18 protein-coding genes are annotated in these 24686 nt (G+C 58.8%); 10 read left to right on the top strand and 8 right to left on the bottom strand.

Annotated features, from left to right (window positions below; translation table 11 throughout):
* The 3 genes from rsmG to AC1DF8_RS09285 are packed head-to-tail and all read left to right on the top strand — an operon-like array spanning position 1 to position 2347.
* Complete coding sequence (gene rsmG, locus AC1DF8_RS09295; protein WP_478153079.1) at positions 1–618, top strand: 16S rRNA (guanine(527)-N(7))-methyltransferase RsmG; 618 nt, start codon at positions 1–3, stop codon at positions 616–618.
* A 19-nt stretch (positions 619–637) separates the two neighbouring features.
* A complete protein-coding gene (locus AC1DF8_RS09290; RefSeq protein ID WP_029868806.1) occupies positions 638–1432 on the top strand; it encodes a ParA family protein in 795 nt (264 codons plus the stop codon).
* Between the two features lie 33 nt (positions 1433–1465).
* Positions 1466–2347 (top strand): ParB/RepB/Spo0J family partition protein, encoded by an 882-nt coding sequence (locus AC1DF8_RS09285; protein ID WP_029868805.1) that lies wholly within the window; start codon positions 1466–1468, stop codon positions 2345–2347.
* On the opposite strand, the gene holA is transcribed toward AC1DF8_RS09285, so the two are convergent.
* The 3 genes from holA to leuS are packed head-to-tail and all read right to left on the bottom strand — an operon-like array spanning position 2348 to position 6545.
* Positions 2348–3391, bottom strand: a complete 1044-nt coding sequence (gene holA, locus AC1DF8_RS09280) for a DNA polymerase III subunit delta (protein WP_478153076.1) — start codon at positions 3389–3391, stop codon at positions 2348–2350.
* 12 nt (positions 3392–3403) lie between these two features.
* Positions 3404–3925, bottom strand: coding sequence for an LPS assembly lipoprotein LptE (lptE, locus tag AC1DF8_RS09275; protein ID WP_029868803.1), 522 nt, complete (start codon positions 3923–3925; stop codon positions 3404–3406).
* The gene (leuS, locus tag AC1DF8_RS09270) at positions 3915–6545 is read right to left on the bottom strand and encodes a leucine--tRNA ligase (protein WP_478153073.1); all 2631 of its coding nucleotides are present in this window, start codon (positions 6543–6545) and stop codon (positions 3915–3917) included. The genes lptE and leuS overlap by 11 nt, the downstream gene beginning before the upstream one ends.
* A 195-nt stretch (positions 6546–6740) precedes the next feature.
* On the opposite strand from leuS, the gene AC1DF8_RS09265 reads away from it, so the two are divergent.
* Complete coding sequence (locus tag AC1DF8_RS09265) at positions 6741–7400, top strand: YggS family pyridoxal phosphate-dependent enzyme (RefSeq protein ID WP_478153071.1); 660 nt, start codon at positions 6741–6743, stop codon at positions 7398–7400.
* 413 nt (positions 7401–7813) lie between these two features.
* The gene (locus AC1DF8_RS09260) at positions 7814–8749 is read left to right on the top strand and encodes a flagellin N-terminal helical domain-containing protein (RefSeq protein ID WP_112544953.1); all 936 of its coding nucleotides are present in this window, start codon (positions 7814–7816) and stop codon (positions 8747–8749) included.
* A gap of 73 nt (positions 8750–8822) precedes the next feature.
* On the opposite strand, the gene AC1DF8_RS09255 is transcribed toward AC1DF8_RS09260, so the two are convergent.
* A complete protein-coding gene (locus AC1DF8_RS09255) occupies positions 8823–9524 on the bottom strand; it encodes a DUF1013 domain-containing protein (protein ID WP_478153069.1) in 702 nt (233 codons plus the stop codon).
* A gap of 232 nt (positions 9525–9756) precedes the next feature.
* Here AC1DF8_RS09255 and acs point away from each other — a divergent pair, with 232 nt between their 5' ends.
* Complete coding sequence (acs, locus tag AC1DF8_RS09250; protein ID WP_478153067.1) at positions 9757–11712, top strand: acetate--CoA ligase; 1956 nt, start codon at positions 9757–9759, stop codon at positions 11710–11712.
* A gap of 32 nt (positions 11713–11744) precedes the next feature.
* Here the strand turns inward: acs and AC1DF8_RS09245 are convergent, their stop codons facing one another.
* Both AC1DF8_RS09245 and AC1DF8_RS09240 read right to left on the bottom strand, forming a co-directional pair.
* Positions 11745–12188: a thermonuclease family protein gene (locus AC1DF8_RS09245; protein ID WP_112544950.1), complete on the bottom strand. Its 444-nt coding sequence runs from the start codon at positions 12186–12188 to the stop codon at positions 11745–11747.
* 48 nt (positions 12189–12236) lie between these two features.
* Positions 12237–12461 (bottom strand): DUF1674 domain-containing protein, encoded by a 225-nt coding sequence (locus AC1DF8_RS09240; RefSeq protein WP_029869229.1) that lies wholly within the window; start codon positions 12459–12461, stop codon positions 12237–12239.
* A gap of 110 nt (positions 12462–12571) precedes the next feature.
* On the opposite strand from AC1DF8_RS09240, the gene htpX reads away from it, so the two are divergent.
* The 4 genes from htpX to purH all read left to right on the top strand — a co-directional run bounded on the left by htpX (position 12572) and on the right by purH (position 18398).
* The gene (gene htpX, locus AC1DF8_RS09235; protein WP_112544949.1) at positions 12572–13534 is read left to right on the top strand and encodes a zinc metalloprotease HtpX; all 963 of its coding nucleotides are present in this window, start codon (positions 12572–12574) and stop codon (positions 13532–13534) included.
* The gene (locus tag AC1DF8_RS09230; protein WP_478153064.1) at positions 13525–14916 is read left to right on the top strand and encodes an RsmB/NOP family class I SAM-dependent RNA methyltransferase; all 1392 of its coding nucleotides are present in this window, start codon (positions 13525–13527) and stop codon (positions 14914–14916) included. Before htpX ends, AC1DF8_RS09230 begins: the two co-directional genes overlap by 10 nt.
* A gap of 102 nt (positions 14917–15018) precedes the next feature.
* The gene (locus tag AC1DF8_RS09225) at positions 15019–16686 is read left to right on the top strand and encodes a heparinase II/III family protein (protein WP_112544947.1); all 1668 of its coding nucleotides are present in this window, start codon (positions 15019–15021) and stop codon (positions 16684–16686) included.
* Positions 16687–16781: 95 nt separating this feature from the next.
* Positions 16782–18398 (top strand): bifunctional phosphoribosylaminoimidazolecarboxamide formyltransferase/IMP cyclohydrolase, encoded by a 1617-nt coding sequence (gene purH / locus AC1DF8_RS09220; protein ID WP_112544946.1) that lies wholly within the window; start codon positions 16782–16784, stop codon positions 18396–18398.
* A 42-nt stretch (positions 18399–18440) separates the two neighbouring features.
* Here the strand turns inward: purH and AC1DF8_RS09215 are convergent, their stop codons facing one another.
* Together AC1DF8_RS09215 and AC1DF8_RS09210 are read right to left on the bottom strand one after the other, a co-directional pair.
* Positions 18441–19859, bottom strand: coding sequence for an MFS transporter (locus tag AC1DF8_RS09215; RefSeq protein WP_113204257.1), 1419 nt, complete (start codon positions 19857–19859; stop codon positions 18441–18443).
* Entirely contained in the window at positions 19856–24634 is a 4779-nt protein-coding gene (locus tag AC1DF8_RS09210) for an NAD-glutamate dehydrogenase (RefSeq protein WP_478153061.1), read from the bottom strand. The genes AC1DF8_RS09215 and AC1DF8_RS09210 overlap by 4 nt, the downstream gene beginning before the upstream one ends.
* Positions 24635–24686 lie beyond the last annotated feature (52 nt).

Raw genomic sequence — 24686 nt, 5'->3', positions numbered from 1 at the left:
ATGGAATTAAACAGATTACGTGTTTCACGTGAAACACAAGAACGTCTGCAGCATTTTGCGGATCTCTTTACGAAATGGGCAAAGGCGATCAATCTTGTAGCGCCTTCCACAATGAGCGATATGTGGAGCCGGCATATTGCGGATAGCGCACAGATATTTCAGATCTCTCCTCAGCCTCAAACCTGGATCGATCTCGGAAGCGGCGGCGGTTTTCCTGGTGTGATTACTGCGATCTTTCTTTCGGAACACCAGCAGGGCTGGGTTCATTTGGTCGAGAGTAACAATAAGAAGGCAGCATTCCTGCGAACAGCGTTGCGAGAAACCGGCGCTCGCGGTGAGGTACATGCGACCAGGATAGAGGATGCGCCAGCAGCAATAGCTGCCTGCGACGCTATTTCCGCCCGTGCATTGGCCGATCTCGATAAGCTGATTGAATATGCGGCGCCCTGGATGGTTGGAACGGAAAATAATCGCGCATATTTTCACAAAGGCCGGGATTACCAGAGAGAGATCCAGAAAGCACGTGGTCGCTGGGCTTTTGATCTGCTAGAACACAATAGCGCTGTCGAGCAAGATTCTGTTATTCTCGAAGTATCAAATCTCCGGCGCCTGGTTTAACAACGCGGATATTGCGGCAATGGCTGGCGAACGTAATCGGATTATCACCATCGCAAATCAAAAAGGTGGTGTCGGCAAGACGACCACGGCAATCAATTTGGCAACGGCTCTCGCCGCTATCGGCGAAAAGGTACTGATTATCGATCTGGACCCACAGGGTAATGCAAGCACTGGTTTGGGTATTGATCGCCGCAATCGGAAGCTTTCTTCCTATGATCTCATGGTTGGCGAAGCTGGCGTCGTCGAAACCGCGTTGGAAACAGCGGTTCCCAATCTCTTTATTGTCCCCTCGACCATGGATCTTCTCGGCGTCGAGATGGAAATCTCCCAGCAGAGCGACCGTGTCTTCAAACTCAAGAAGGCATTGTCTTCAACCGAGGCGAAGTCCTTTTCTTATATCCTTCTCGACTGCCCGCCGTCCTTCAACCTGCTGACGATGAATGCCATGGCGGCTGCTCATTCGGTGCTGGTGCCTCTACAGTGTGAATTCTTTGCACTTGAAGGTCTGAGCCAGCTTCTGGAGACCGTCAACCAGGTCCGCGGGACGGTCAATCCACAACTCGACATTCAGGGCATCGTGCTGACGATGTTTGATGCTCGTAACAATCTGGCTCAGCAAGTCGTAAATGACGTGCGGACCCATCTCGGTGAGAAGGTCTATCACACGCTTATCCCGCGGAACGTTCGCGTTTCGGAAGCGCCCTCTTACGGTAAGCCTGCGATTCTCTACGATCTCAAGTGTGCCGGCAGCCAGGCCTATCTGCAGCTCGCATCTGAAGTTATCCAGCGGGAGCGGCAGAGGCTAGCAGCCTGAACGCGTGCATGACAGAGTAAGCGAGTTTTGAACATGAATGATGATACATCGAAAAGACGGCTCGGCCGCGGTCTCGCAGCCCTTATAGGCGAAATGGATCAGCCTGTTCCGGCGGAAACGGAAAGACCTGCGGTCAGCGCAGACCGGATGATTCCGATCGAGTTCGTCACGCGCAATCCTCGCAATCCTCGCCGTTTTTTCGATGACGCTGAACTTCACGATCTTGCGAGCTCGATTCGTCAGCATGGTATTGTGCAGCCAATCGTCGTCAGGACGCTCGCGCGGGATCGTTATGAAATTATAGCCGGCGAAAGACGCTGGCGTGCCGCCCAATTGGCAGGCTTGATTGAAATCCCCGTTATCATCCGGGATGTGGATGATAAAACGGCGCTGGAAATTGCGATCGTTGAGAACGTTCAGCGATCCGATCTCAATGCTCTCGAAGAGGCGCTAGGCTATGAGCAGCTCATTGCCGAGTACGGATATACTCAAAACGATCTCGGTGAGATCATCGGCAAGAGCCGCAGCCATGTCGCCAATTCGTTGCGCCTCTTGAAACTGCCCGATCCTGTTCGTGACATGCTGGCTGCCGGCAGCCTTTCTGCGGGACATGCGCGTGCGCTGGTGTCGACATCAGATCCCGCCGCGCTTGCACGTACAATCGTTTCCAAGGGCATGTCAGTCCGCGATGCGGAAAAGCTTGCGCAGAACGACATCAAGGCTCAGTCAGAGCCGCAGGTTGCTGTTCAAAAGAACCAGAAGGATTCCGATACGTTGGCTCTGGAGCGCACGCTGTCGGATACGCTTGGTCTCGACGTATCCATCAACCACAAGGCCGGTGGTGGTCAGATACGAATTTCCTATAAGTCTCTGGAGCAGCTCGAGGAAGTCTGCCGGCTTTTGGAACGCCGCTGATCAGGCTTGTGGTCGCCGTGCCGACTGCAGTGTCGTGGAGAGCAATGTCTGCATAGCGATGCTGTCTTCCAATATTTGACGTTGCCTCGTTTGCAGGATGGCAGCCTGCAGGCGCTTCGTTTCACGGGTGATGGCGTCTGCGCTCCAGCTTTTTAGTGCCTGTTCGATGATCGGCCTACGTCGGAAATGAAGATGCCTGCCCTGCGTCTGCATGATCTGTGCGGGCGGCACTCTCTTTTCATCCATTTCGGCCCGCATTGTGTCGAGAAGCTGAAACTGCCGCAGGCAAGCCTGGAGAACCAGGAAGACCGAGGTCTTGGAACTGGTAATCCTCTGCATCGCATGCAGGAAATTGGTGCTGTTACCGCTTAATATCGCGTCAACTGCGTCGTCGACCGAAATGGCGCTGGCGTCCCCAATTATTTCGGTAACGTGATGATCGTCAACCGTTTCCATGCCCCTGCAATAAAGCGCCAGTTTGCGAATTTCGTTTCTGGAAGCAATTCTGTCGCCGCCGATCAGCGCCACGAGAGCTTGCCTCGCAGCAGGCGTTATGCCCAGCCCCTCGGCAGAAAGTTCATTGTCGATCAAGGCGTTTAGAGCGCGGCCGTCGTCGGCATAACAAGGGATTGCCACAGCTGTGCGAGCGGCTTCGACTGTCTTGCGTAACGCCGATCCCTTCTTCAGGTCACCCGCTTCGACGATGATGCTGGCTGCGTCAAGGGAAGCTCCGGACAGAAATGCGACAGCATCGACGAGATATTTCTCGTTTGCGGCTCCCCTCACCCATATCAGCTTTTCGCCGCCAAAAAGACCGATAGACTGGGCTTCATCGACCAGGCGACCGGGCTCTTTCTGCAGATCGCCGACGTCGAGCTTGGTGACGGAGAACGGATCATTCTGATCTATGCCAGTCTTTCCGGCGATCATACCGGCGCGCTCGGACACAAGTCCGCGGTCGGGGCCATAGATCAGATAGATGCGGTACAGGCGTGCAGATTTCTGCAGGAATCCGTCGAATTCATGGGATTTGATTTCCGCCACGCCATGACTCCCTTAGCGGCTGAGCGCGGCGGCGAGGTCTGCTCCCACGAACTCAGCGGCCTGGTTGGCGGCGCGATTTTCGGCATCGAGGATCGCGCGCTGCTTGGCGAATTCCTGACGCGGAAAGTCCACCAGGGATGTCGCGTCGCGTCTGCCCGCCTTGATCACCTGATTGTCTTTGGTCGTGCGCAAAATGAAACTGACCGAAACATTCACGCGGCCCGCGCGAGACGTGTCCGACGACTGAACGAGCAAGGTATCTGCAACGTAGGACGAAATCTGCAATTCAACCATGTATTCCGGCTTCTCGACTTCGCCGGCGCCCCGGGAAGCCAGGAAGATCAGACGATTGCGAACTACCTGTCCGACACGCGTGCCCGCTTCGGAAAAGCCGACGGAGCCGAGCTTCTCGGTAACGCCGGTACTTTCGGAATAGAGCGGCCGAACCTGGCAGGCGGAAAGAAACGCCGTGGAGACAAGGATCGTGACGATGCCGGCGCGACGCGCAAGCTTGCGGGCGAAATCAGACGACAATGTTTACAATCCTCTGTGGAACCACGATGATTTTTTTCGGTGCCTGACCGTTCAAGACATTCTTCACCGCGTCCAATTCCAGCACGGCTTCGGTGACGGCATTCTGATCTGCGTCGCGAGAAATTGTCAATTCGGCGCGCTTCTTACCGTTGATCTGCACGGGAAGGATCACGTCGTTTTCAACGACCAGAGATGCGTCATAGTCCGGCCAGGCCGCGTGGGCGATGAGTTCCTTGTTGCCAAGGGTCATCCAGCATTCCTCGGCCAGATGCGGCGTCATGGGCGCGACGAGCTGGATCAGGATCTCGGCCGCGTTTCGGATGGCAGCCCGATAGGCTGCATCGCCCTCGCCGGCTGCCACCTTCGTCAGCGGGCCTGCCAGCGCGTTGACGAGTTCGTAGATGCGGGCAACTGCCTTATTGAACCAGAGCCTGTCATAGTCGTTCTGGACGGCCTTCAGCGTCTTGTGGGCGAGCTGCGAGATCGCCAGTGCTTCGCCTTCCTTTGCCGGCTTGGAGTCGACAACGGAAAGTGCTTCAGCGGCTTCCGAAATCAGGCGCCAGAGGCGCTGCGTGAAGCGATGAGCACCTTCAACACCGGCTTCCGACCAGATGACGTCACGATCGGGCGGAGAGTCCGACAGTACGAAGAAACGTGCGGTATCGGCGCCGTACGAGGCGATGATATCATCCGGGTCCACAACGTTCTTCTTCGACTTCGACATCTTTTCGATCGAGCCGATCGCGATTTCCTCGCCTCCATCAAGCAGATAGGCGCTACGCCTGCCGTCGATTTCCTCGATGCGGATATCGGCGGGCGAAATCCATTCGCGATGCATGCCGGCGCCGCGGCTGTAGGTTTCATGAACCACCATGCCCTGGGTGAACAGGCCCTTGAAGGGCTCCTTGACATCCACATGGCCGGTCTCGCGCATCGCCCTGGTAAAGAAACGCGAATAGAGCAGATGCAGGATCGCGTGCTCGATACCGCCGATATACTGGTCAACGGGTAGCCAGCGGTTTGCCGCAGCCGGATCTGTCGGCTGCTTCTCCCAGGGTGCCGTGAAGCGGGTGAAATACCAGCTCGAATCGACGAAGGTGTCCATCGTATCCGTCTCGCGGCGCGCATCCTTTCCGCATTGCGGGCAGGCGACGTGACGCCAGGTCGGGTGACGGTCCAGCGGATTGCCGGGCTGATCGAAAGTCACATCCTGCGGCAGCTCTACCGGCAGGTCCTTCTTTGGAACCGGCACGACGCCGCAATCATCGCAATGAATGACCGGAATCGGGCAGCCCCAGTAACGCTGACGGGAAATGCCCCAGTCGCGCAGGCGGAAATTGACCTTGCGTTCGCCCTGCGGCGTATTGCCGAACAGGGTTGAAGACAGCTTGTCGGCAACAACCTGGAAGGCTTCGTCCGTCGTCTTGCCATCGAGGAAGCTTGAGTTGATCATCACGCCCTCGCCGTCATAGGCGACATCACCGACGGTGAAGCTCGCCGCATCGCCGTCCTTCGGCATCACGACGGGAACGACCGAAAGGCCATACTTGCGCGCAAAATCCAGGTCTCGCTGGTCGCCGGAGGGGCAGCCGAAGATGGCGCCTGTGCCGTAATCCATCAGAACGAAGTTGGCGACATAGACCGGCAATTCCCAGGAAGGATCCAGCGGATGCCTCACGCGGATGCCGGTATCCATGCCCTTCTTCTCTGCCGTCTCGAGGGCAGCAAGAGAGGTGCCGGCTCGGCGGCATTCCTCGCAGAAGGCCTCGATGTCCGCATTTCTTCCTGCCGCTTCCTTGGCGAGTGGATGATCGGCGGCGATTGCCAGGAAGGAGGCGCCAAACAGGGTATCCGGGCGCGTCGTGTAGACCACAACCTCGGTTTCGCCGGCAGGTGCGGTTTCCGGGACGATCTCCCAGCGGATCGTCAGACCTTCAGAACGGCCGATCCAGTTCTTCTGCATCAGCCGTACTTTTTCCGGCCACTGGTCGAGCGTATCGAGCGCGTCCAGCAGGTCCTGGCTGAAATCGGTGATCTTGAAGAACCATTGCGTCAGCTCGCGCTGTTCCACCAGCGCGCCGGAACGCCAGCCACGACCGTCGATGACCTGTTCGTTGGCGAGAACCGTATTGTCAACCGGATCCCAGTTCACCTTGGACTGCTTGCGGTAGACGAGACCCTTTTCCAGGAAGTCCAGGAAAAGATGCTGCTGTTGCTGGTAGTATTCGACGTCGCATGTCGCGAATTCGCGCGACCAATCCAGCGAAAGGCCCATCGCCTTCAGCTGTGCCTTCATCGAGCCGATGTTCTGATAGGTCCAGGACGCAGGATGCACGCCACGTTCCATCGCAGCATTTTCGGCCGGCATGCCGAAGGCATCCCAGCCCATCGGATGAAGGACGTTATAGCCGCGGGCGCGCTTATAGCGCGCCACGACGTCGCCCATGGCATAGTTGCGGACATGGCCCATATGGATGCGGCCCGACGGATAGGGGAACATCTCTAGGACGTAATATTTCTCGCGCGGATCGGAGTTGTCAGTCTCGAAGACCTTCTCCTCGTTCCATTTCTGCTGCCAGCGGGGCTCAGCATCGCGCGGATTGTAACGTTCGGTAGCCATAGTATCAGAATTTCCGGAAAATCAGGGGAGGTTGGCCGAGACCTTCACCATGAAACCAACCAAGCGTCAAGTTTTGCGGGCGCTTCATGCGTTCGATCTTGGTATTGGGGCGATTTCAGAGATATCAGCCTTGGCAATGCCACGGCAGCCCAGTAGTGGATTGCCGGTGGACAAGCCGGATGTTGGGGCAGAGCGATGGAACTTCAAGAGCGGTTGAACGAAGTACGGTCCAGGATCGATGCGGCTAGGCGGGATGCCGGCCGCCAGGAACGCGCGGTGCAGTTGGTGGCCGTCTCGAAGACCTTTGAGGCCGATACCATTCGGCTGGCAATCGAAGCCGGCCAGCGCGTCTTTGGAGAAAACCGCGTTCAGGAAAGCCAGGGAAAATGGCCGGGGTTGAAGGCGGAAACGCCAGGCATTGACCTGCATCTCATCGGTCCGCTGCAATCCAACAAGGCTGCAGAAGCAGTTGCGCTCTTCGACGTGATCGAAACCGTGGACCGCGAGAAGATCGCACGCGCCATTGCTGAGGAGATGAAGCGGCAGGGCAAGGCACTGCGTCTCTATGTGCAGGTCAATACAGGCCTGGAGCCGCAAAAGGCCGGCATCGCGCCTGACGATACCCCAGCTTTCGTCGACTTCTGCCGCGGTGAACTCGGCCTTGGCATTGAAGGATTGATGTGCATCCCGCCGGCGGATGAAAATCCCGGCCCGCATTTCGCCCTGCTCGCCAAGCTCGCAGAAAAGTGCGGTGTCAAGAAACTCTCCATGGGCATGTCTGGTGACTACGAGATTGCCATTGCCTTCGGCGCGACCAGCGTACGGGTCGGCTCGGCAATTTTCGGCGCGCGTTAACAAATAGCGGAAACTGCTTCTTCGAATCAGAGGATTACTCACGATTCGGACAGGGATCTTGTGGCCGTTGTTTGGAAAGCGATAATATTTATTAATCCGAAAAAAGTTTTAAACGGGCGATTTTTCCCGTTAACGTTTGACTGTGGAGACTCGCTGCAATTCTCTAACCTATTTAAATTGCTAGATAATATTTGTCGCTTTCGAGCCTCTTTGAAAACCCGGTCGGGAGCATTTAAAGGCCCTAACAAGAGCTTAAATTAAATTTTCCGCAACGCTAATTGAGGAATTATTAACTATGTTGGGCGCAACCATTCGTTAACGGCAATGACCTGGCTCTCGGGTTTTGCATGAAGCGTCGCCGTTACCGGACTCGTCCGGATGACCCCTTTCACTTTGATTGCGGAAAACGGAACATGACAAGCATCCTCACCAACAACGCTGCCATGGCAGCGCTGCAGACCCTGCGCGGCGTAAATGACAGCCTGAAGGACACCCAGGGCCGCGTCTCCTCGGGCTATCGTATCGACAAAGCTGCCGACAATGCTGCCTACTGGTCGATCGCGACGACAATGCGTTCGGACAACAAGGCTCTCGGCGCGGTTTCCGACGCCCTCGGCCTCGGTGCAGCAAAGGTCGACACCGCTTACACGGCCATGGACAACGCCATCGACGTCGTCACGGAAATCAAGGCGAAGATTGTCGCTGCCACGGAAAAGGGCGTCGACAAAACCAAGATTCAGGAAGAACTCGACCAGCTGCAGGAGCAGCTGGTGAGCATCGCCCAGTCGGCCTCCTTCTCAGGTGAAAACTGGGTTGCCGGCGCTTCGGGCACGAAGAGCGTCGTCTCCTCCTTCGTCCGTGACGGTTCCAATGCCGTTTCGGTCAAGATGACGGATTACATTCTCGATGCGGGTACGCTGGGTAATGTCCTGTTCGGCATGAACAGCAACGGCACGATCCAGACGACAAGCGGTATCATCGGCACCGCATTCAACGGGACCTATGGCAACACCGTTATCGTCATGCCATCGATTTACGCGCTCGATATCACCAACTTCACACAAGGTCAGCTCGACGGGGCGCTTTCCGGTGTCGAGCTCGTGCTCCAGGCCATGACCAATGCAGGTTCGCAGCTTGGCTCGATTTCGACCCGAATTCAGTTGCAGGAAACCTTCGTCAGCGCCCTGACCGACTCGATCGACTCGGGTGTCGGCCGCCTCGTGGACGCCGACATGGAAGAAGAGTCCTCCAAGCTCTCGGCGCTGCAAACGCAGCAGCAGCTTGCAATCCAGTCGCTGTCGATCGCAAATTCTTCGGCACAGAACATTCTCTCGCTCTTCCGCAGTTAACGCCAGGCAGAAGAACGGTAACAAAAAAAACCCCGCCATCGGCGGGGTTTATTCATTTCAGGAGATGGCGATCTCAGAACTGATCGTCTTCATCCTCGTCCTTCGGCGTCGAGCGCAGCGAGCTCAGCTTGCGGAATACGGCATCGGCGTCGATTTCCTTTTCTTCCTCGCGCTCGTAGCTCGGCGTCAGGCGCTCGGTTTCTTGAGCAGACTGCAGCGTTGCACCGAGTTCTGCCGCGGTCGGCAGCGGACGGCCCTTGGAAGCCTTTTCCACTTCCATGTCGAGATCGATCTGGCTGCAGAGGCCGAGCGTAACCGGGTCCATCGGTGCCAGGTTTGCCGAATTCCAGTGAGTGCGCTCGCGGATCTGCTCGATCGTCGATTTCGTGGTGCCGACGAGACGCGAAATCTGCGCATCCTTCAGTTCCGGATGATTGCGAACCAGCCAGAGAATGGCGTTCGGGCGGTCCTGGCGCTTGGAAACCGGTGTATAGCGCGGACCGCGGCGCTTGGATTCCGGCACGCGGACCTTCGGTTCGGAAAGCTTCAGCTTGTAGTTCGGGTTGCCTTCGGCGCGGGCAATTTCATCGCGGGAAAGCTGGCCGGTCGCGATCGGGTCCAGGCCCTTGATGCCCTGCGCGGCTTCGCCATCGGCAATAGCCTTGACTTCGAGCGGATGCAGTTTGCAAAACTGAGCGATCTGGTCGAAAGACAGGGCTGTATTGTCGACGAGCCAGATGGCAGTCRCCTTCGGCATGAGCAGCTGTTGAGCCATGGATATAGTCCTTCTATCGTCCGCGCCGGTCGCGGTCCGTGGATTGTCACCACAATGTCCGGGAAATATGGCGGTATATAACCGCACTGTCGCAGAATTGCAATTCTTCAGAAATGAAATGACCTTTGTCTAATTGCCGTCATCAGACTACCTGATATGAATTGCGCAATTCGAGTCCCGGTCGATGCGTCGAAGCGTAGGCCGTTGCATAGCCTTGTGAGGAGGAGTTCCCATGTCGGAGAAGATCTATCCGGTTTCCAAACCGGTGAAGACCCGTGCGCTGATCGATCAGGCCAAGTACGAGCAATGGTACGAGGAAAGCATTGAAAACCCCGACAAGTTCTGGGGCAAGCACGGCAAGCGCATCGACTGGTTCAAGCCCTATACCAAGGTCAAGAACACGTCCTTCACCGGCAAGGTGTCGATCAAGTGGTTCGAGGACGGCCAGACCAATGTTTCCTATAATTGCATTGATCGTCACCTGAAGACGAATGGCAACCAGACCGCCATCATCTTCGAAGGCGACAATCCCTATATCGACAAGAAGATCACCTATAACGAGCTCTACGAGCATGTCTGCCGCATGGCGAACGTGCTGAAGAAGCATGGCGTCAAGAAGGGTGACCGCGTCACCATCTACATGCCGATGATCCCGGAAGCGGCCTATGCGATGCTCGCCTGCGCCCGCATCGGCGCGGTGCATTCCGTCGTCTTCGGCGGCTTTTCACCGGAAGCGCTGGCCGGCCGTATCGTCGACTGCGAATCCACCTTCGTCATCACCTGCGACGAGGGCATTCGCGGCGGCAAGCCGGTTCCGCTGAAAGACAATACGGATACGGCCATCCACATCGCTGCCCGTCAGTATGTGGCGGTCAACAAGGTGCTCGTCRTGCGCCGTACCGGCGGCAAGACAGGCTGGGCGCCGGGGCGCGACCTCTGGTACCATCAGGAAATCGCCACGGTGAAGGCTGAGTGCCCGCCGGTGAAGATGAAGGCGGAAGATCCACTTTTTATCCTCTATACTTCGGGTTCCACAGGCAAACCGAAGGGTGTCCTGCACACGACAGGGGGGTACCTCGTCTATGCGGCGATGACGCATGAATATGTCTTCGATTACCACCCCGGTGACGTCTACTGGTGCACGGCCGATGTCGGCTGGGTTACCGGTCATTCCTATATCGTCTACGGGCCGCTCGCGAACTGTGCTACGACACTGATGTTCGAAGGCGTGCCGAATTTCCCGGACCAGGGCCGTTTTTGGGAAATCATCGACAAGCACAAGGTCAATATCTTCTACACCGCGCCGACAGCGATTCGCTCGCTCATGGGCGCCGGCGACGATTTCGTGACTCGCTCTTCGCGCGAGAGCCTGCGCCTGCTCGGCACGGTCGGTGAGCCGATCAATCCGGAAGCCTGGGAATGGTATTACAATGTCGTCGGCGACAAGCGCTGCCCGGTGATCGATACCTGGTGGCAGACGGAAACCGGCGGTCACATGATCACGCCGCTGCCGGGTGCGACCGACCTCAAGCCTGGTTCGGCCACGAAGCCGTTCTTCGGCGTCAAGCCGCAGCTCGTCGACAATGAGGGCAAGGTGCTGGAAGGTGCCGCCGACGGCAATCTCTGCATCACCGACAGCTGGCCGGGCCAGATGCGTTCGGTCTATGGCGACCATGAGCGCTTTATCCAGACCTACTTCTCTACCTACAAGGGCAAGTATTTTACAGGTGACGGCTGCCGCCGCGATGAGGACGGTTATTACTGGATCACCGGCCGCGTCGATGACGTTCTGAACGTTTCCGGTCATCGTCTCGGCACTGCGGAAGTCGAATCTGCTCTCGTCTCGCACAATCTTGTTTCGGAAGCTGCCGTCGTAGGTTATCCGCATCCGATCAAGGGTCAGGGCATTTACTGCTACGTCACGCTGATGGCGGGCAATGAGGGCACAGACGAACTGCGCCAGCAGCTTGTCAAACATGTGCGCGCCGAAATCGGCCCGATTGCCGCACCCGACAAAATCCAGTTCGCGCCCGGCCTTCCGAAGACGCGTTCGGGCAAGATCATGCGCCGTATCCTGCGCAAGATTGCCGAAGACGATTTCGGTTCGCTCGGTGATACTTCGACGCTCGCAGATCCGGCTGTCGTTGACGATCTGATCGCCAACCGGCAAAACAAGGCTACGGCTTGAGACTAAGGGCCGCTCCGCTATCGGGAGCGGCCCTATTCATCCGCACAAACAACCTGTGGCTTGCGGCCGCCGTCATAGGCGCGGACCTTTCCTTCCGAAAGAAGATCCTGTGCAGGATTGCGCCCGTCCGCGAAGGTGACGTTGGCGAGAATTCGTCCGAAATATTTGTCACCGGCTATCTCTCTCAGCTGAATAGTGGCGGCGCCTGATATCATTTGTTCAAGTGCTACTCGTGCCTCGAGAGCGGCTTTCCGGACTTCAGCGCATTTCGAATGGATTTCGGGTGCGTCTATACCGCGAATGCGGACATAGACTTCCATGGTTTGCTGCGGCCAGGGTGTCGCCGCAACCAGCAGCGTATCGCCGTCAATGATCCGGATAATCTTCGCCGATACGGGACCTTCAATCTCGTCGCGTGCGGCAAAAGCCGGCACAGACGAAAGAACTAGCAGGACAATTGAAAACAGCTTGAGCATAACAGGAATAAATTCCGATCATGCTGGAAAGTCAATGGGAATATTTACCTAGAAATCGATCGCGCGGCCATTAATTTCATAATCGCCAAAGCGGGAGGGCTCAGCTCCGCCGCGTCCGCCGATCTCCGGCGGCAGTTCGGCAGGCTTGGTGTTCTTCCGGCGTTCCTCAGCTTCGGCCAGCGCCCGTTTGGCAGCTGGAGAGAGCATCTTGCGCGGCGGCTCCGAACCTTCAGGCACCGGAATTTCCACATTGTCGTTATCGGCCGTCTGCATGCTGCACTCCCGCCTGAGAATATTGAAAATGGCTGGCGAATAACCAAATCATAGTGCGTCGGCGCCGGGATTTAAAGCATTACGCCGCAATCTGGAGATGGAGACCTCTGATGAACCTCATGCGTACTGCCATGTTGCTTGCCTTCATGACGGCGCTTTTCATGTTTGTCGGCTTTTTGATCGGCGGCCGGGGCGGCATGATGATCGCCTTTCTCATCGCTGCCGGCATGAATTTCTTCTCCTACTGGAATGCCGACCGGATGGTGCTGTCGGCCTATCGGGCGCAGGAGGTAGATGAGCGCAACGCCCCGGAATTTTACCGGATCGTGCACGATCTCGCCCGCAATGCCGGCCTGCCGATGCCTAAGGTCTATCTCTATGACAGCCCTCAGCCGAATGCCTTTGCGACCGGCCGCAATCCGGAGAATGCTGCCGTCGCTGCCTCGACCGGCCTGCTTGCCGCTCTCTCGCCAGAAGAGGTTGCGGGCGTGATGGCGCATGAGCTTGCCCACGTCCAGAACCGCGATACGCTGACCATGACGATCACCGCCACGCTTGCCGGCGCGATCTCGATGCTCGGCAATTTCGCCTTCTTCTTTGGTGGCAATCGTGAAAACAACAACAATCCGTTGGGTTTCATCGGTGTGCTCGTCGCGATGATCGTGGCGCCGCTTGCCGCCATGCTGGTGCAGATGGCGATCAGCCGTACCCGCGAATATTCGGCCGACAGGCGGGGTGCTGAAATCTGTGGCAATCCGTTATGGTTGGCCTCGGCGCTCGGCAAGATCGCCCGCGGTGCGGCACATGTGCCGAACTATGACGCGGAGCGCAACCCAGCCACCGCCCACATGTTCATCATCAATCCGCTTTCCGGCGAGCGCATGGACAATCTGTTTTCGACCCATCCGAACACCGAAAATCGTATTGCTGCCCTGCAGGAAATGGCACGGGGAGGTTTCGACGTCTCGACGCCGCCGGTTCGCGCTGCTAATCCGACACGCAAATCGCGCTCGGTTCCCAATACCGGTTTCGGCCGCGATGACTCGCAACCGCCGAAGGGTCCGTGGTCTTGAATTCAGACGGCAAGAAGAAGCCAACGCGCAAACATAAACCTGCTGCAGAAGGCTCAGCACCGGCGCCGGTGAAACCCGGCCTGCAGACGCGTGCGGCTGCCGCGAAGATCCTTGCGGCCGTCGTAGATAAAAAACTGCCGCTCGATGGTGCGCTGGATCATGAGCATGGAAATCCGGCCTACAAGGCGCTTGGGGAAAGCGATCGCGCGCTGGTCCGCGCCATCCTCAACACGACGCTCAGGCATCTGCCGCGCATCGATGCCGCCATTGCCTCGCTGCTCGAAACGCCGCTGCCGGAAGGTGCCCGAGCTTTGCATCATGTGCTTGCCGTCGGTGCTGCGCAGATCCTCTATCTCGACGTTCCCGATCATTCCGCCGTCGATCTCGCCGTCGAGCAAGCCAACCAGGATCCTCGCAATCGGCGTTTCGCGAAGCTCGTTAACGCCATCCTGCGCCGTCTTAGTCGCGAGAAGGAGCGCATACTTGGCGAGATCGCCGACATTCCGCCAATGCCTCCGTGGTTCATCGAGCGGATGGCAAAAGCCTATGGAAAAGAACGGGCGCTCGCCATTTCCGAATCCCAGCTTGAGCCGGCAGCCATCGACCTTACTGTTAAATCCGATGCCGCAGGCTGGGCGAAGCGCCTGAACGGCGCAGTGATACCCACTGGCGGCGTGCGGCTTTCCGCTTTTGAAGGCAGCATTCCCTCGCTTGACGGATTCGAAGAGGGGGAGTGGTGGGTTCAGGACGCGGCTGCCAGCATTCCTGCAAAGCTCTTCGGTGACCTCACCGGCAAGCGCGTTGCCGACCTCTGTGCCGCACCAGGCGGCAAGACCGCCCAGCTCATCCTTGCCGGTGGCCGCGTGACGGCGATCGACCAGTCCGAAAACAGGTTGAAGCGCTTGCGCTCCAATCTCGAGCGGCTTGGTCTTGAAGCCGAAACCATCGCGGTGGATCTTACGAAATTCGAACCATCCGAGCGTTTTGACGCAATTCTTCTCGACGCGCCATGCTCGTCGACAGGCACGACCCGCCGGCATCCCGACGTGCTCTGGACGAAAGGCGCCGGGGATATCGCCAAGCTCGCGACACTGCAGGAGCGCCTTCTGCGCCACGCAGTTACCTTGCTGAACCCGGGTGGCGTTCTTGTCTTTTCCAATTGCTCGCTCGATCCACAGGAAGGCGAAGAGGTTGTGGCTCGTGTTCTTGCGGATACGAAGAACCTGGAACGAGTGCCGATCCACGCCGCAAAATGGCCCGGCATGGAGCAGGCTATTACACCGACAGGCGAGTTTCGCACGCTCCCTACCATGCTGGATATGCCAGATGGCTTTGCGTCGGGCCTTGATGGCTTCTACGCTGCGGTACTCAGACGCATCTGATTGCTATTATATTCTAATTTCATCACAAAATAATACATCGTAGCTAATGAAATCGGTTTTGATTCATCTATTCTTAACCACGAGGGTCAATAGACAATTGATATGCAGTCCGGTCGGCGTCTTGCGAGCATATATGTTCGGGAAGCTTGGCGGCGCGGTACGCGCCGTGCCGCGCTTCTGCGTTTGCGCTTCTCGCGCCATACCATATCGGTACCGGAACGCCTGATCGTCGCTCCGACGGATCTGAGGGGCATCGATTCCCACGTTGCCGAAGAGATCATGGACGGCCGGTTTCCGCTTGCCGGCCGTATGCTGGAAACCGACGGGAAATCGCCCTTCACGCTGACCCTTCCCTCGCGTGCGTTCGCAGTCAGGCTTCACAGTTTCGGTTGGCTACGGCACATGCGCGCCAACAAGAGCGAGCGCGGCTCGGCCGTCGCCCGCGTCATCGTCGATAGTTGGCTCTCGATCCATGGAGGCCGGATCGAAGGCATCGCCTGGGAGACCGACGTCGTTTCGCAGCGTGTCATTGCCTGGCTGGCGCATTCTCCGGTCGTCCTGCAGAACGCCGATCGCGGCTTCTATCGCCGCTTCATGAAGTCGCTCGCCTTCCACATCGGCTATCTGCGCCGCATGGCGCCCTATTCGACTGGCGAAGTCCGCTTCCGTCTGCGCATCGCGCTTGCAACGGCGTCTGTTGCCATGCCTGTGCGTGCTTCGACGGTGCGGCGGGCAGCCCAGGCGCTCGACCGCGAATTCGATAGCCAGATTCTCCCCGATGGCGGCCATATCTCCCGCAATCCACGCATCGGGCTGGAGCTGCTGCTCGATCTGCTGCCTCTCCGGCAGACTTACGTCAATCTCGGCCATGATCTGCCGCAGAAGCTGATCTCCGGTATTGACCGCATGTACCCTGCCCTGCGCTTTTTCCGCCATCAAGATGGCGATCTGGCACTCTTCAACGGTGCGACATCCACGCTGGCGGATGAGTTGATGTCCGTACTGCGATACGACGAGACGGCGGGTCAGCCCTTCAAGGCATTGCCGCATTCGCGCTATCAGCGACTTGCAGCCGGCAAGACGGTGATCATTGCCGATACCGGACCGCCCGCGCCTGGCTGCTTTAGAACAGCTCATGCAGGCAGTCTCTCCTTCGAAATGTCCTCCGGCCGCTACCGCTTCATCGTCAATTCAGGATCTCCTAAATTCGCAGGCCAGCGCTATGTCCAGATGGCCCGCACCACCGCTGCTCATTCCACCGTGGTCCTGAACGATACATCCTCCAGCCGGTTCTCCCCCTCGGCTTTTCTGGCCCACATGATGACGGAGCCGGTGGAAACGGTTGCTGCCGAGCGCGTGGAAACCGAGGATGGCCGCGAAGGCATCAAGGCCAGGCATGACGGCTATCTCGATGCTTTTGGTGTCATTCATGAGCGAGAGCTGACGCTGAACGCGGCCGGCTCCATCGTGACCGGTATGGACCGTTTCGTGACCGACGACCGGTATCACAGCGAAGGACCGCTGCGCGCGGTTGCCCGCTTCCACATCCATCCCGCCATCGTGCCGCGGCAGAATGATACGGAATCGGTGCTGCTGACGGCCCCGGATGGCGAAAGCTGGCTGTTCTCCTCTCCCGGCAATGAAGTGCTGATTTCGGAGGATATTTTCTTCGCCGACAGTGCCGGCATCAGCAGCTCCGACCAGATAGAGGTGGATTTCGATCTGGCGGAAAAACCCGAAATTCGCTGGTTTTTGTCACGCAAGAGCTAGCGACTGTTTGCGCCGGCTCCAAGCTGTGCTAACGCGGCCTCATCAAAACGTCCCTCGCCCGGATGTCTCCCGCGAAGCCCGAACGGAGAAGGTTCATGGCCGTCATTTCCAAGAAAATCCCCGCCCCCGACAAGGTCGAGATCAAGACTGCGCTGCTTTCTGTCTTCGACAAGACCGGTATTATCGAACTTGCCCGCGCGCTTTCGGCGCGTGGCGTGCGCCTGCTTTCGACCGGTGGCACCTACAAGGCGATCGCGGCCGAAGGACTTGCCGTCACCGATGTTTCCGAAGTGACGCAGTTTCCGGAAATCATGGATGGCCGGGTGAAGACCCTGCATCCGAAGGTGCATGGCGGCCTGCTCGCGATCCGTGACGATGCCGAACACCAGGAAGCCATGAAGGCGCATGGGATCGACGGCATCGACCTGCTGGTCGTCAACCTCTATCCCTTCGAGGATGTGCGTGCGGCCGGCGGCGATTATCCGACGACGGTGGAGAATATCGATATCGGCGGCCCGGCTATGATCCGCGCTTCTGCCAAGAACCATGCCTATGTCACCGTCATCACTGACCCGGCGGACTATTCCGAACTGACCGAGCAACTGTCGGCCGATGCCGGCAAGACGGTCTATGCCTTCCGTCAGCGCATGGCGGCCAAAGCCTACGCCCGCACTGCCGCCTATGACGCCGCGATTTCCAACTGGTTTGCCGAAGCGCTTTCGATCGATACGCCGCGTCACCGCACCATTGGCGGCGTGCTGAAGGAAGAGATGCGCTACGGTGAAAACCCGCACCAGAAGGCCGCCTTCTACGTGACGGGCGAAAAGCGCCCGGGCGTTTCGACTGCCGTCCTGCTGCAGGGCAAGCAGCTTTCCTATAACAATATCAATGATACCGATGCGGCCTATGAGCTCGTTGCCGAGTTCCTGCCGGAGAAGTCGCCGGCCTGCGCCATCATCAAGCACGCCAATCCCTGCGGCGTCGCGACCGGTTCGACGCTTCTCGAAGCCTACAAGCGGGCGCTTGCCTGCGATTCCGTCTCGGCCTTCGGCGGCATTATCGCACTGAACCAGACACTGGATGCAGCGACGGCCGAAGAGATTATCCAGCTCTTCACCGAGGTCATCATTGCACCTGACGTCACCGAGGAAGCCAAGGCAATCGTCGCGCGCAAGCCGAACCTGCGTCTGCTCTCAGCTGGCGGTCTGCCGGATGCGCGTGCGGCCGGCATCACCGCCAAGACCGTTTCGGGAGGCCTGCTCGTCCAGAGCCGCGACAACGGCATGGTCGAGGATCTGGAACTGAAGGTCGTTACCAGGCGTGCGCCGACGGCTCAGGAGCTTGAGGACATGAAGTTTGCCTTCAAGGTCGGCAAGCACGTGAAGTCGAATGCTGTCGTCTACGCCAAGGACGGCCAGACCGCAGGTATCGGTGCCGGCCAGATGAGCCGTGTCGATTCAGCACGCATTGCGGCGCTGAAGGCCGAGGAGGCGGCCAAGACGCTCGGACTTGCCGTTCCGATGACGCATGGTTCGGCAGTCGCCTCGGAGGCGTTCCTGCCCTTCGCAGATGGCCTGCTGTCGATGATTGCTGCCGGCGCCACCGCCGTGATCCAGCCGGGCGGCTCGATGCGCGACCAGGAAGTCATCGATGCGGCAAACGAACATAATGTCGCGATGGTCTTTACCGGCATGCGTCACTTCCGCCACTGAGCAGATAACGGACAGATCCCCGGCTTTGCGGCCGGGGAGTTCTCAGGCGCGGTCCGCCGGATAGGGAGTGCGGATCAGCAGCACCAGACCTCCGGCGAGGAACAGGATCAGCGTCGACATGCCGAGATGCGCCGATCCGGTCAAATAGGTCACGATTGAAAACAGGAGCGTCGCCATGAAACTCGTGGCGCGGCCGGATAGAGCATAGATGCCGAAATAACGGCCGGCCTCTTCGAGACTGACGCTGCGCGCCAGATAGGAGCGCGATGACGCCTGCACCGGGCCAAAGGCAAGGCCGATCAACAAGCCATAGAGGATATAGGCCTTTTCCGCCATCGTGCCGAAAAGCCCGCCGCTGTCGGCAGTCGAAAGCGGCATCAGCCCGAAGAAAGTGTAGCCCGGGCCGGTGGAAATAATACCGATCGTGGCCAGCAACAGCATGGTCAGGCTGATGATAACGGTCACCTTGGAACCTATCCCCCTGTCGACTCGTCCGGCGATCAGGCAGCCAAGGATCGCCACGATATTGAGGATGATCCCGTAAATGCCGATCTCGATCGTTGCCCAGCCGAACATGCCCGCCGCAAAGGCGCCACCGAGGATCAGCAAGCCGTTGACGCCATCCTGATAGATCATGCGGGCGATGAGGAAGGTCAGGATACCGCGACGCGTCCTGAGTTCGCCGAGCGTATTGCGCAATTCCTTGAGACCGAAGCGCACCGCAAAGCCGAAAGGCAGGCCTTTGCGGGCATCCGGCGTGAAGAAAAACATCGGCAGGATGAAGATCAGATACCAGACAGCCGAGATCGGGCCGGTGACGCGCGCGTCCTCGCCCGTATGAGGATCGAGACCGAAAAGCGGATCGAGACCCAGAATGGTCTTGCCGCTTTCCGGGCTGCCGGCCAGCAGAGCCACGACGGCGATCAGCACGATCATGCCGCCAAGATAGCCGAGACCCCAGGCGGTGTTGGAAAGCCTGCCAACGTCGTCCTTGCTGACGAGGCGCGGCATCATGGAATCGTTGAAGACGATCGAGAACTCTGCCGAAATCGAGGCGAGGATCATGAAGATGACGGGATAGATGATCGGCGAGCCCGGAGCAGCAAACCAGAGGCAGCAGAGGCTGACGATCTTGATGACCGCGAAGAAGGCGATCCAGGGTTTGCGCGCACCGGACTGGTCGGCGATGGAGCCTAGGATGGGGGACAGGATGGCGATGATAATAGAGGAGATCGTCGCCATGTTGCTCCACATCGTCTGCGCGGCGACCGGATCGGACGTCAGCCGCGAGACGAAGTAGGGGCCAAAAATGAAAGTCGTCACTACGGTGAAGAACGGCTGGGCTGCCCAATCAAAGAGCATCCAGCCCCATATGCCCTTCTCCGTGGCTTTCGGCGGCTGCGTTCCTGTCCAGTCTATGCGATTCAAACGTCCGCTCCTTTTTGGGGCGGACTGTCTCATCTCGCCCGGTCGCGCGCAAGATCGGTGAGGATGCCTGCGGCAACAGTGATGCGGGCGAGGTTCGGATCGGCTCCATCGCTGAGGCTTGCAAGCTCCTCGACGATGCGGTTGATGCGCACCCTGTCCTGCGCATGCCAGGCCTGGACCGGCTGCTTTTCCTTGCCGTGATCGGAAAGCGCGGAGATCACGATATCGCGACGGGCGCTGGCGATCTGGTCGATACTGCGGGCAAGAGCGAGGTTTTCATAGTGGTCGGAGGTGATGATGCGGTTGCCCGCAGCCAGCAGCCGGCCGACACGGAAAGTCTGGGTGACAGCAAAGTAGTTTTCGGCTGCGCGCGGCAGCGCCTCGCCGGTGCGAGCGGCGATCTGCATGATCTCCGGTACCAGAGCGAAGGTGGGCAGAGCCGCGATTTCGGCCGCCAGTTTTTCCGGCAGACCGGCCTGTTGGTATTCCTCCTGGCGCGCGGCGACGTCGGCTGCGGCCTGATCGGCGAAGGAAGGCTTGAGTTTCTTCAGCGTCGCCTGAAGCCGGCTAATGATCTCGGCCATGTCGCCCTTGGTCATGCCGGTCTTTAGCAGCAGGCGCGTCAGCACCGTGAAGCTGTTGCCGATCTCTTCATAGATGCGGTTCTGGATTTGGCCGGAAACCTTGTTGTCCAGGGCATCCGTTTCGGCCCAAAGCCGGTTGAGATCGAAGCCGTCGCGGGCAACGATCGCGGCGCGCACGACTTCCGGAGCAGATGCTGCGGTCGCATCCATCATGCTGACGGCAAAGCCCGGCCCGCCGCGGTTGATCGCCTCGTTTGCGAGCACCGTCGCGACGATTTCCCGCTTCAGCCGGTGGCTGTCGATATCGGATGCGTTGGACTTCTGCATCTTCGCCGGGAAGTAATGGAAGAGCGTGTCGACGAAATAGGGATCGTCAGGCAGTTCGCTGGCGATCAGTGCATCGAAGAGTACGATCTTGGCATAGGAGAGCAGCACGCCGATCTCGGGGCGTGTCAGTGGCCGGCCGGCAGTGTAGCGCTCGGACAGCGAGGCGTCGTCGGGAAGCGTTTCGACCTTGCGGTTCAGCTGTCCCGACGCCTCCAGGACGCTCATGAAGCGGCCGAGTTCAAGGCCGTTTGCCGTTCCCTTGCGGGCTGTCAGCGAGATTGCCAGGGACTGGAGGTAGTTGTTGCGCAGTACGAGCGCAGCCACCTCATCGGTCATGCTGCCGAGAAGCTGGTCACGTTTGGTGCGGCTGAGCCGCTGTTCGTGCATAGCGTTCGCCAGCGCGATCTTGATATTGACCTCGACGTCGGAAGTATTGACGCCGGCCGAGTTGTCGATGGCGTCGGAATTGCTGCGTCCGCCCTTCAGGCCGTAGGCAATTCGGCCTTTCTGCGTGACGCCGAGATTGGCGCCCTCCCCGATCACTTTGGCGCGCACTTCGTCGGCCGTAATGCGGATCGGATCGTTGGCACGATCGCCGACGTCGGTATCGGTCTCGGATGCCGCCTTTACATAAGTCCCGATGCCACCGAACCAGAGCAGGTCGACGGGGCTTTTCAGGATCGCGGTCATGATTTCGAAGGGCGTGGCGACAGCCTTGTCGATGCCGATTGTGGCCACGGCCTCCGGCGTCAGCGTAACCGACTTTGCCGAGCGCGAAATGATAATGGCACCTTTCGAGAGCACGGACTTGTCGAAGTCCTGCCAGCTCGAGCGCGGCAGGTTGAACAGGCGCTGGCGCTCGGCGAGGGTTTTTTCCATATCGGGATCGGGGTCGATGACGATATCGCGGTGATCGAAAGCGGCGACCAGCCGGATCTTCGGCGAGAGCAGCATGCCGTTGCCGAAAACGTCGCCCGACATGTCGCCCACGCCGGCCACCGTAAAGGGGGTCGTCTGGATGTCGATATCCATCTCGCGGAAGTGGCGCTTTACGGTTTCCCAGGCGCCGCGCGCGGTGATGCCCATCTTCTTGTGGTCGTAGCCGGCGGAGCCGCCAGAGGCGAAGGCGTCGTCCAGCCAGAAGCCTGCTTCCTGAGCAAGCGCATTGGCGGTGTCGGAAAAGGTTGCCGTGCCCTTGTCCGCGGCGACGACGAAATAGGGGTCATCGCCATCCAGGCGCACCGTATTGTCAGGCGGGACGATATCGGCGCCGGAGATGTTGTCGGTGATGGAAAGCAGCGTGCGGATATAGGTTTTGTAGGCTTCACGACCTGCGTTGAAGAGCTCTTCGCGGCTGCCACCGACCGGGAGTTTCTTGGGATAGAAACCACCTTTGGCGCCGACGGGCACGATCACGGCGTTCTTGACCTGCTGCGCCTTGACGAGGCCCAGAACTTCGGTGCGGTAGTCCTCGGCGCGGTCCGACCAGCGCAGGCCGCCACGGGCGACGCGGCCGAAGCGCAGATGTACGCCTTCGACCTCGACGCCATAGACGAAGATTTCACGGAAGGGCCTGGGTTCCGGCAAGCCATCCACCAGGTGCGGGTCAAGCTTGAAGGCGAGCATCGCCTTCGGTGTTCCATCGGCATTGCGCTGGAAATAATTGGTGCGCAGCGTTGCATCGACGATATTGACATAGCGGCGCAGGATACGGTCGTCATCCAGGCTCGGCACGTCGGCAAGCTCGGCTTCGATTGCCTGATGCAGTTCGGCGAGTTTCTTGATACGTGCCTTTTCCGATAGCTTTGTGTCGAGCGTGTCGTGGAACAAGCGGAAGATCGAAGCGGCGATCGCAGGATATTTGTCGAGGGTGGTTGCGATATAATCCTGCGAATAGGCGATGCCGGCCTGGCGCAGGTAGCGCGCATAGGCGCGCAGCACATTCACCTCGCGAGCCGAGAGGCCGGCCGACAGGATCAGCCCGTTGAAGCTGTCATTGTCGATCGTGTCGCTGAAGGCTGCGACGAAGGCTTCTTCGAGCGGTGCGCCAAAACGTGCGAGGTCAATGTCCGCACTGCTGCGGGCCTCGAGTTCCATGTCGTGCAGCACGACGATGTTGATCGCGCCGTCGGCGGTCGGAACTTCGATATCGAAGGTCCGTTCGCTCAGGACGTTGAAGCCGAGGTTTTCGAGGAGAGGCACGCGGCGCGACAGCGGCAGCTGCTCTCCGCTATGGAAGATCTTCAGCGACAGGATGCGGCCGCGTTCGTCGTCCTGGCGATAGTAGAATTCGATGCGGATCGGCTCGCCTGCGGCGCATGCGGTGATGTCGGGCAGATCGCCGACCGCTTCATCCGGCGTGAAGGCTTCCTGGAAGGCGTTGCTGACGCCGAGCTTCGGCGCCTTGGGGCCGGCGAGCATCTCGAAACGGCTGTCCCAGCGCGCGGTGATCTGGCGGATCGTCTCCTCGAGCTTGGCCTGATGGATGCGCGGCGTCTTGCCGCCCGAGCGGCCGATGATGAAGTGAACGCGTGCGACACCGCCTTCCGGAAAGGCCGGATAGTAGGCGGAAACGCGGCCATCATAGACAGTCTTCAGATAAGTGCCGATGCGCTCTCGCACGATCGAGTCATATTCCTCTCGCGGCACGAAGACGATGACGGAGACGAAGCGGTCGAAATGGTCGATGCGGGGCAGCACGCGTACGCGCGGGCGATCGGCGAGATCGTTGATCTGCTCGGCGAAGGTCGCAAGCAGCGGGGTATCGATCTGGAAGAGATCATCGCGGGGGTAGGATTCCAGCGTATTGTCGAGCATGCGGCCGGAATGGCTCATCGGGTCGAAGCCGAAATGCTCCTTCACCTTCTCGATCTTGGAGCGCAGCAGCGGAATTTCAGATGCCGAGGAGGTGTAGGCAGTCGAGGTGAAGAGGCCGACAATGCGCAACTCGCCTGTCACATTCCCCTGGGAGTCGAAGCGCTTGACGCCGACATAGTCCATATAGGCGCGGCGATGGACTATGGATTTCACATTGGCCTTGGTGACGATCAGGAAGTCTGGACCGTCGAGGAATGCAAGGATTTCCGGCGTGGTCGTCACGGCGTCCTTGCCGGTGCGCAGAACGAGAACTTCGGGATTGGAGAGAATGCCGAGACCCGTTCCCTTGTCGCGTTCGACATTCGCATCCGGGCCTTTGCCGGAATAAACATAGTCTCGCATACCGAGGAAAGTGAAGTTCTCGTCGCGCAGCCAGGTCAGGAAGGCGATCGCTTCGTCGCGGTCGACCTTCTTGCGGCTGGCGCTATAGTTCGAGAGCTCTGAAATCACCTCATCGACGCGGGCGAGCATCGGCTTCCAATCGGAAACGGCAAGTTCCACTTGCTCGAGCACTGCCTTGATCCGCTTGATCAGGTCGGCGGCCTGAGAGGGGCTGAGCGGCGAAACGTGGAGCTGGATGTGGCTAACGCGCTTAGCCGGGTCGCTCGCTACATCAGCGGAATAGAGTTCCGGGGCCTTGCCGTCCTCCAGGATCAGGATCGGATGAACTGCCATGCAGATGTCGCGATAAGTGCTGGTCACCTCGCCCATGACGGATTCATACAGGAAGGGCTTGTTGTGATCCGTCACCGAAAGGATGGAGACTGCGATGCCATCGGGGGTGACATCGGCGACCGTGTCGATGCTGACACGCGGTGTCTTGCCGCTCCAGGCGGCGATTTCGGCTGCCGAGTGTACGGCGGAAAGCGCAAGCATTTCCGGTGTGTAGAGTTCGAGGTCGTCGCCGCTTGCGCGGCCGAATAGGATTTCGGGATCGAGATGGGGCTCACCGGTCGCGGCTGCGATCTTGCGCGCGCTCTCGATCTGCTTTTCCCGTTTCGGATTGTTTCTGGCGGCCATGGATCATCCCCCCGATTGTTTTGATGTGGGCAAGTTAGCAGAAGGTTCTTCG

The organism is Rhizobium sp. 05N49 (genome assembly GCF_056396805.1).
Note: the sequence above shows the minus strand (reverse complement) of the source record. Positions and strands in the feature narration are given on the sequence as shown.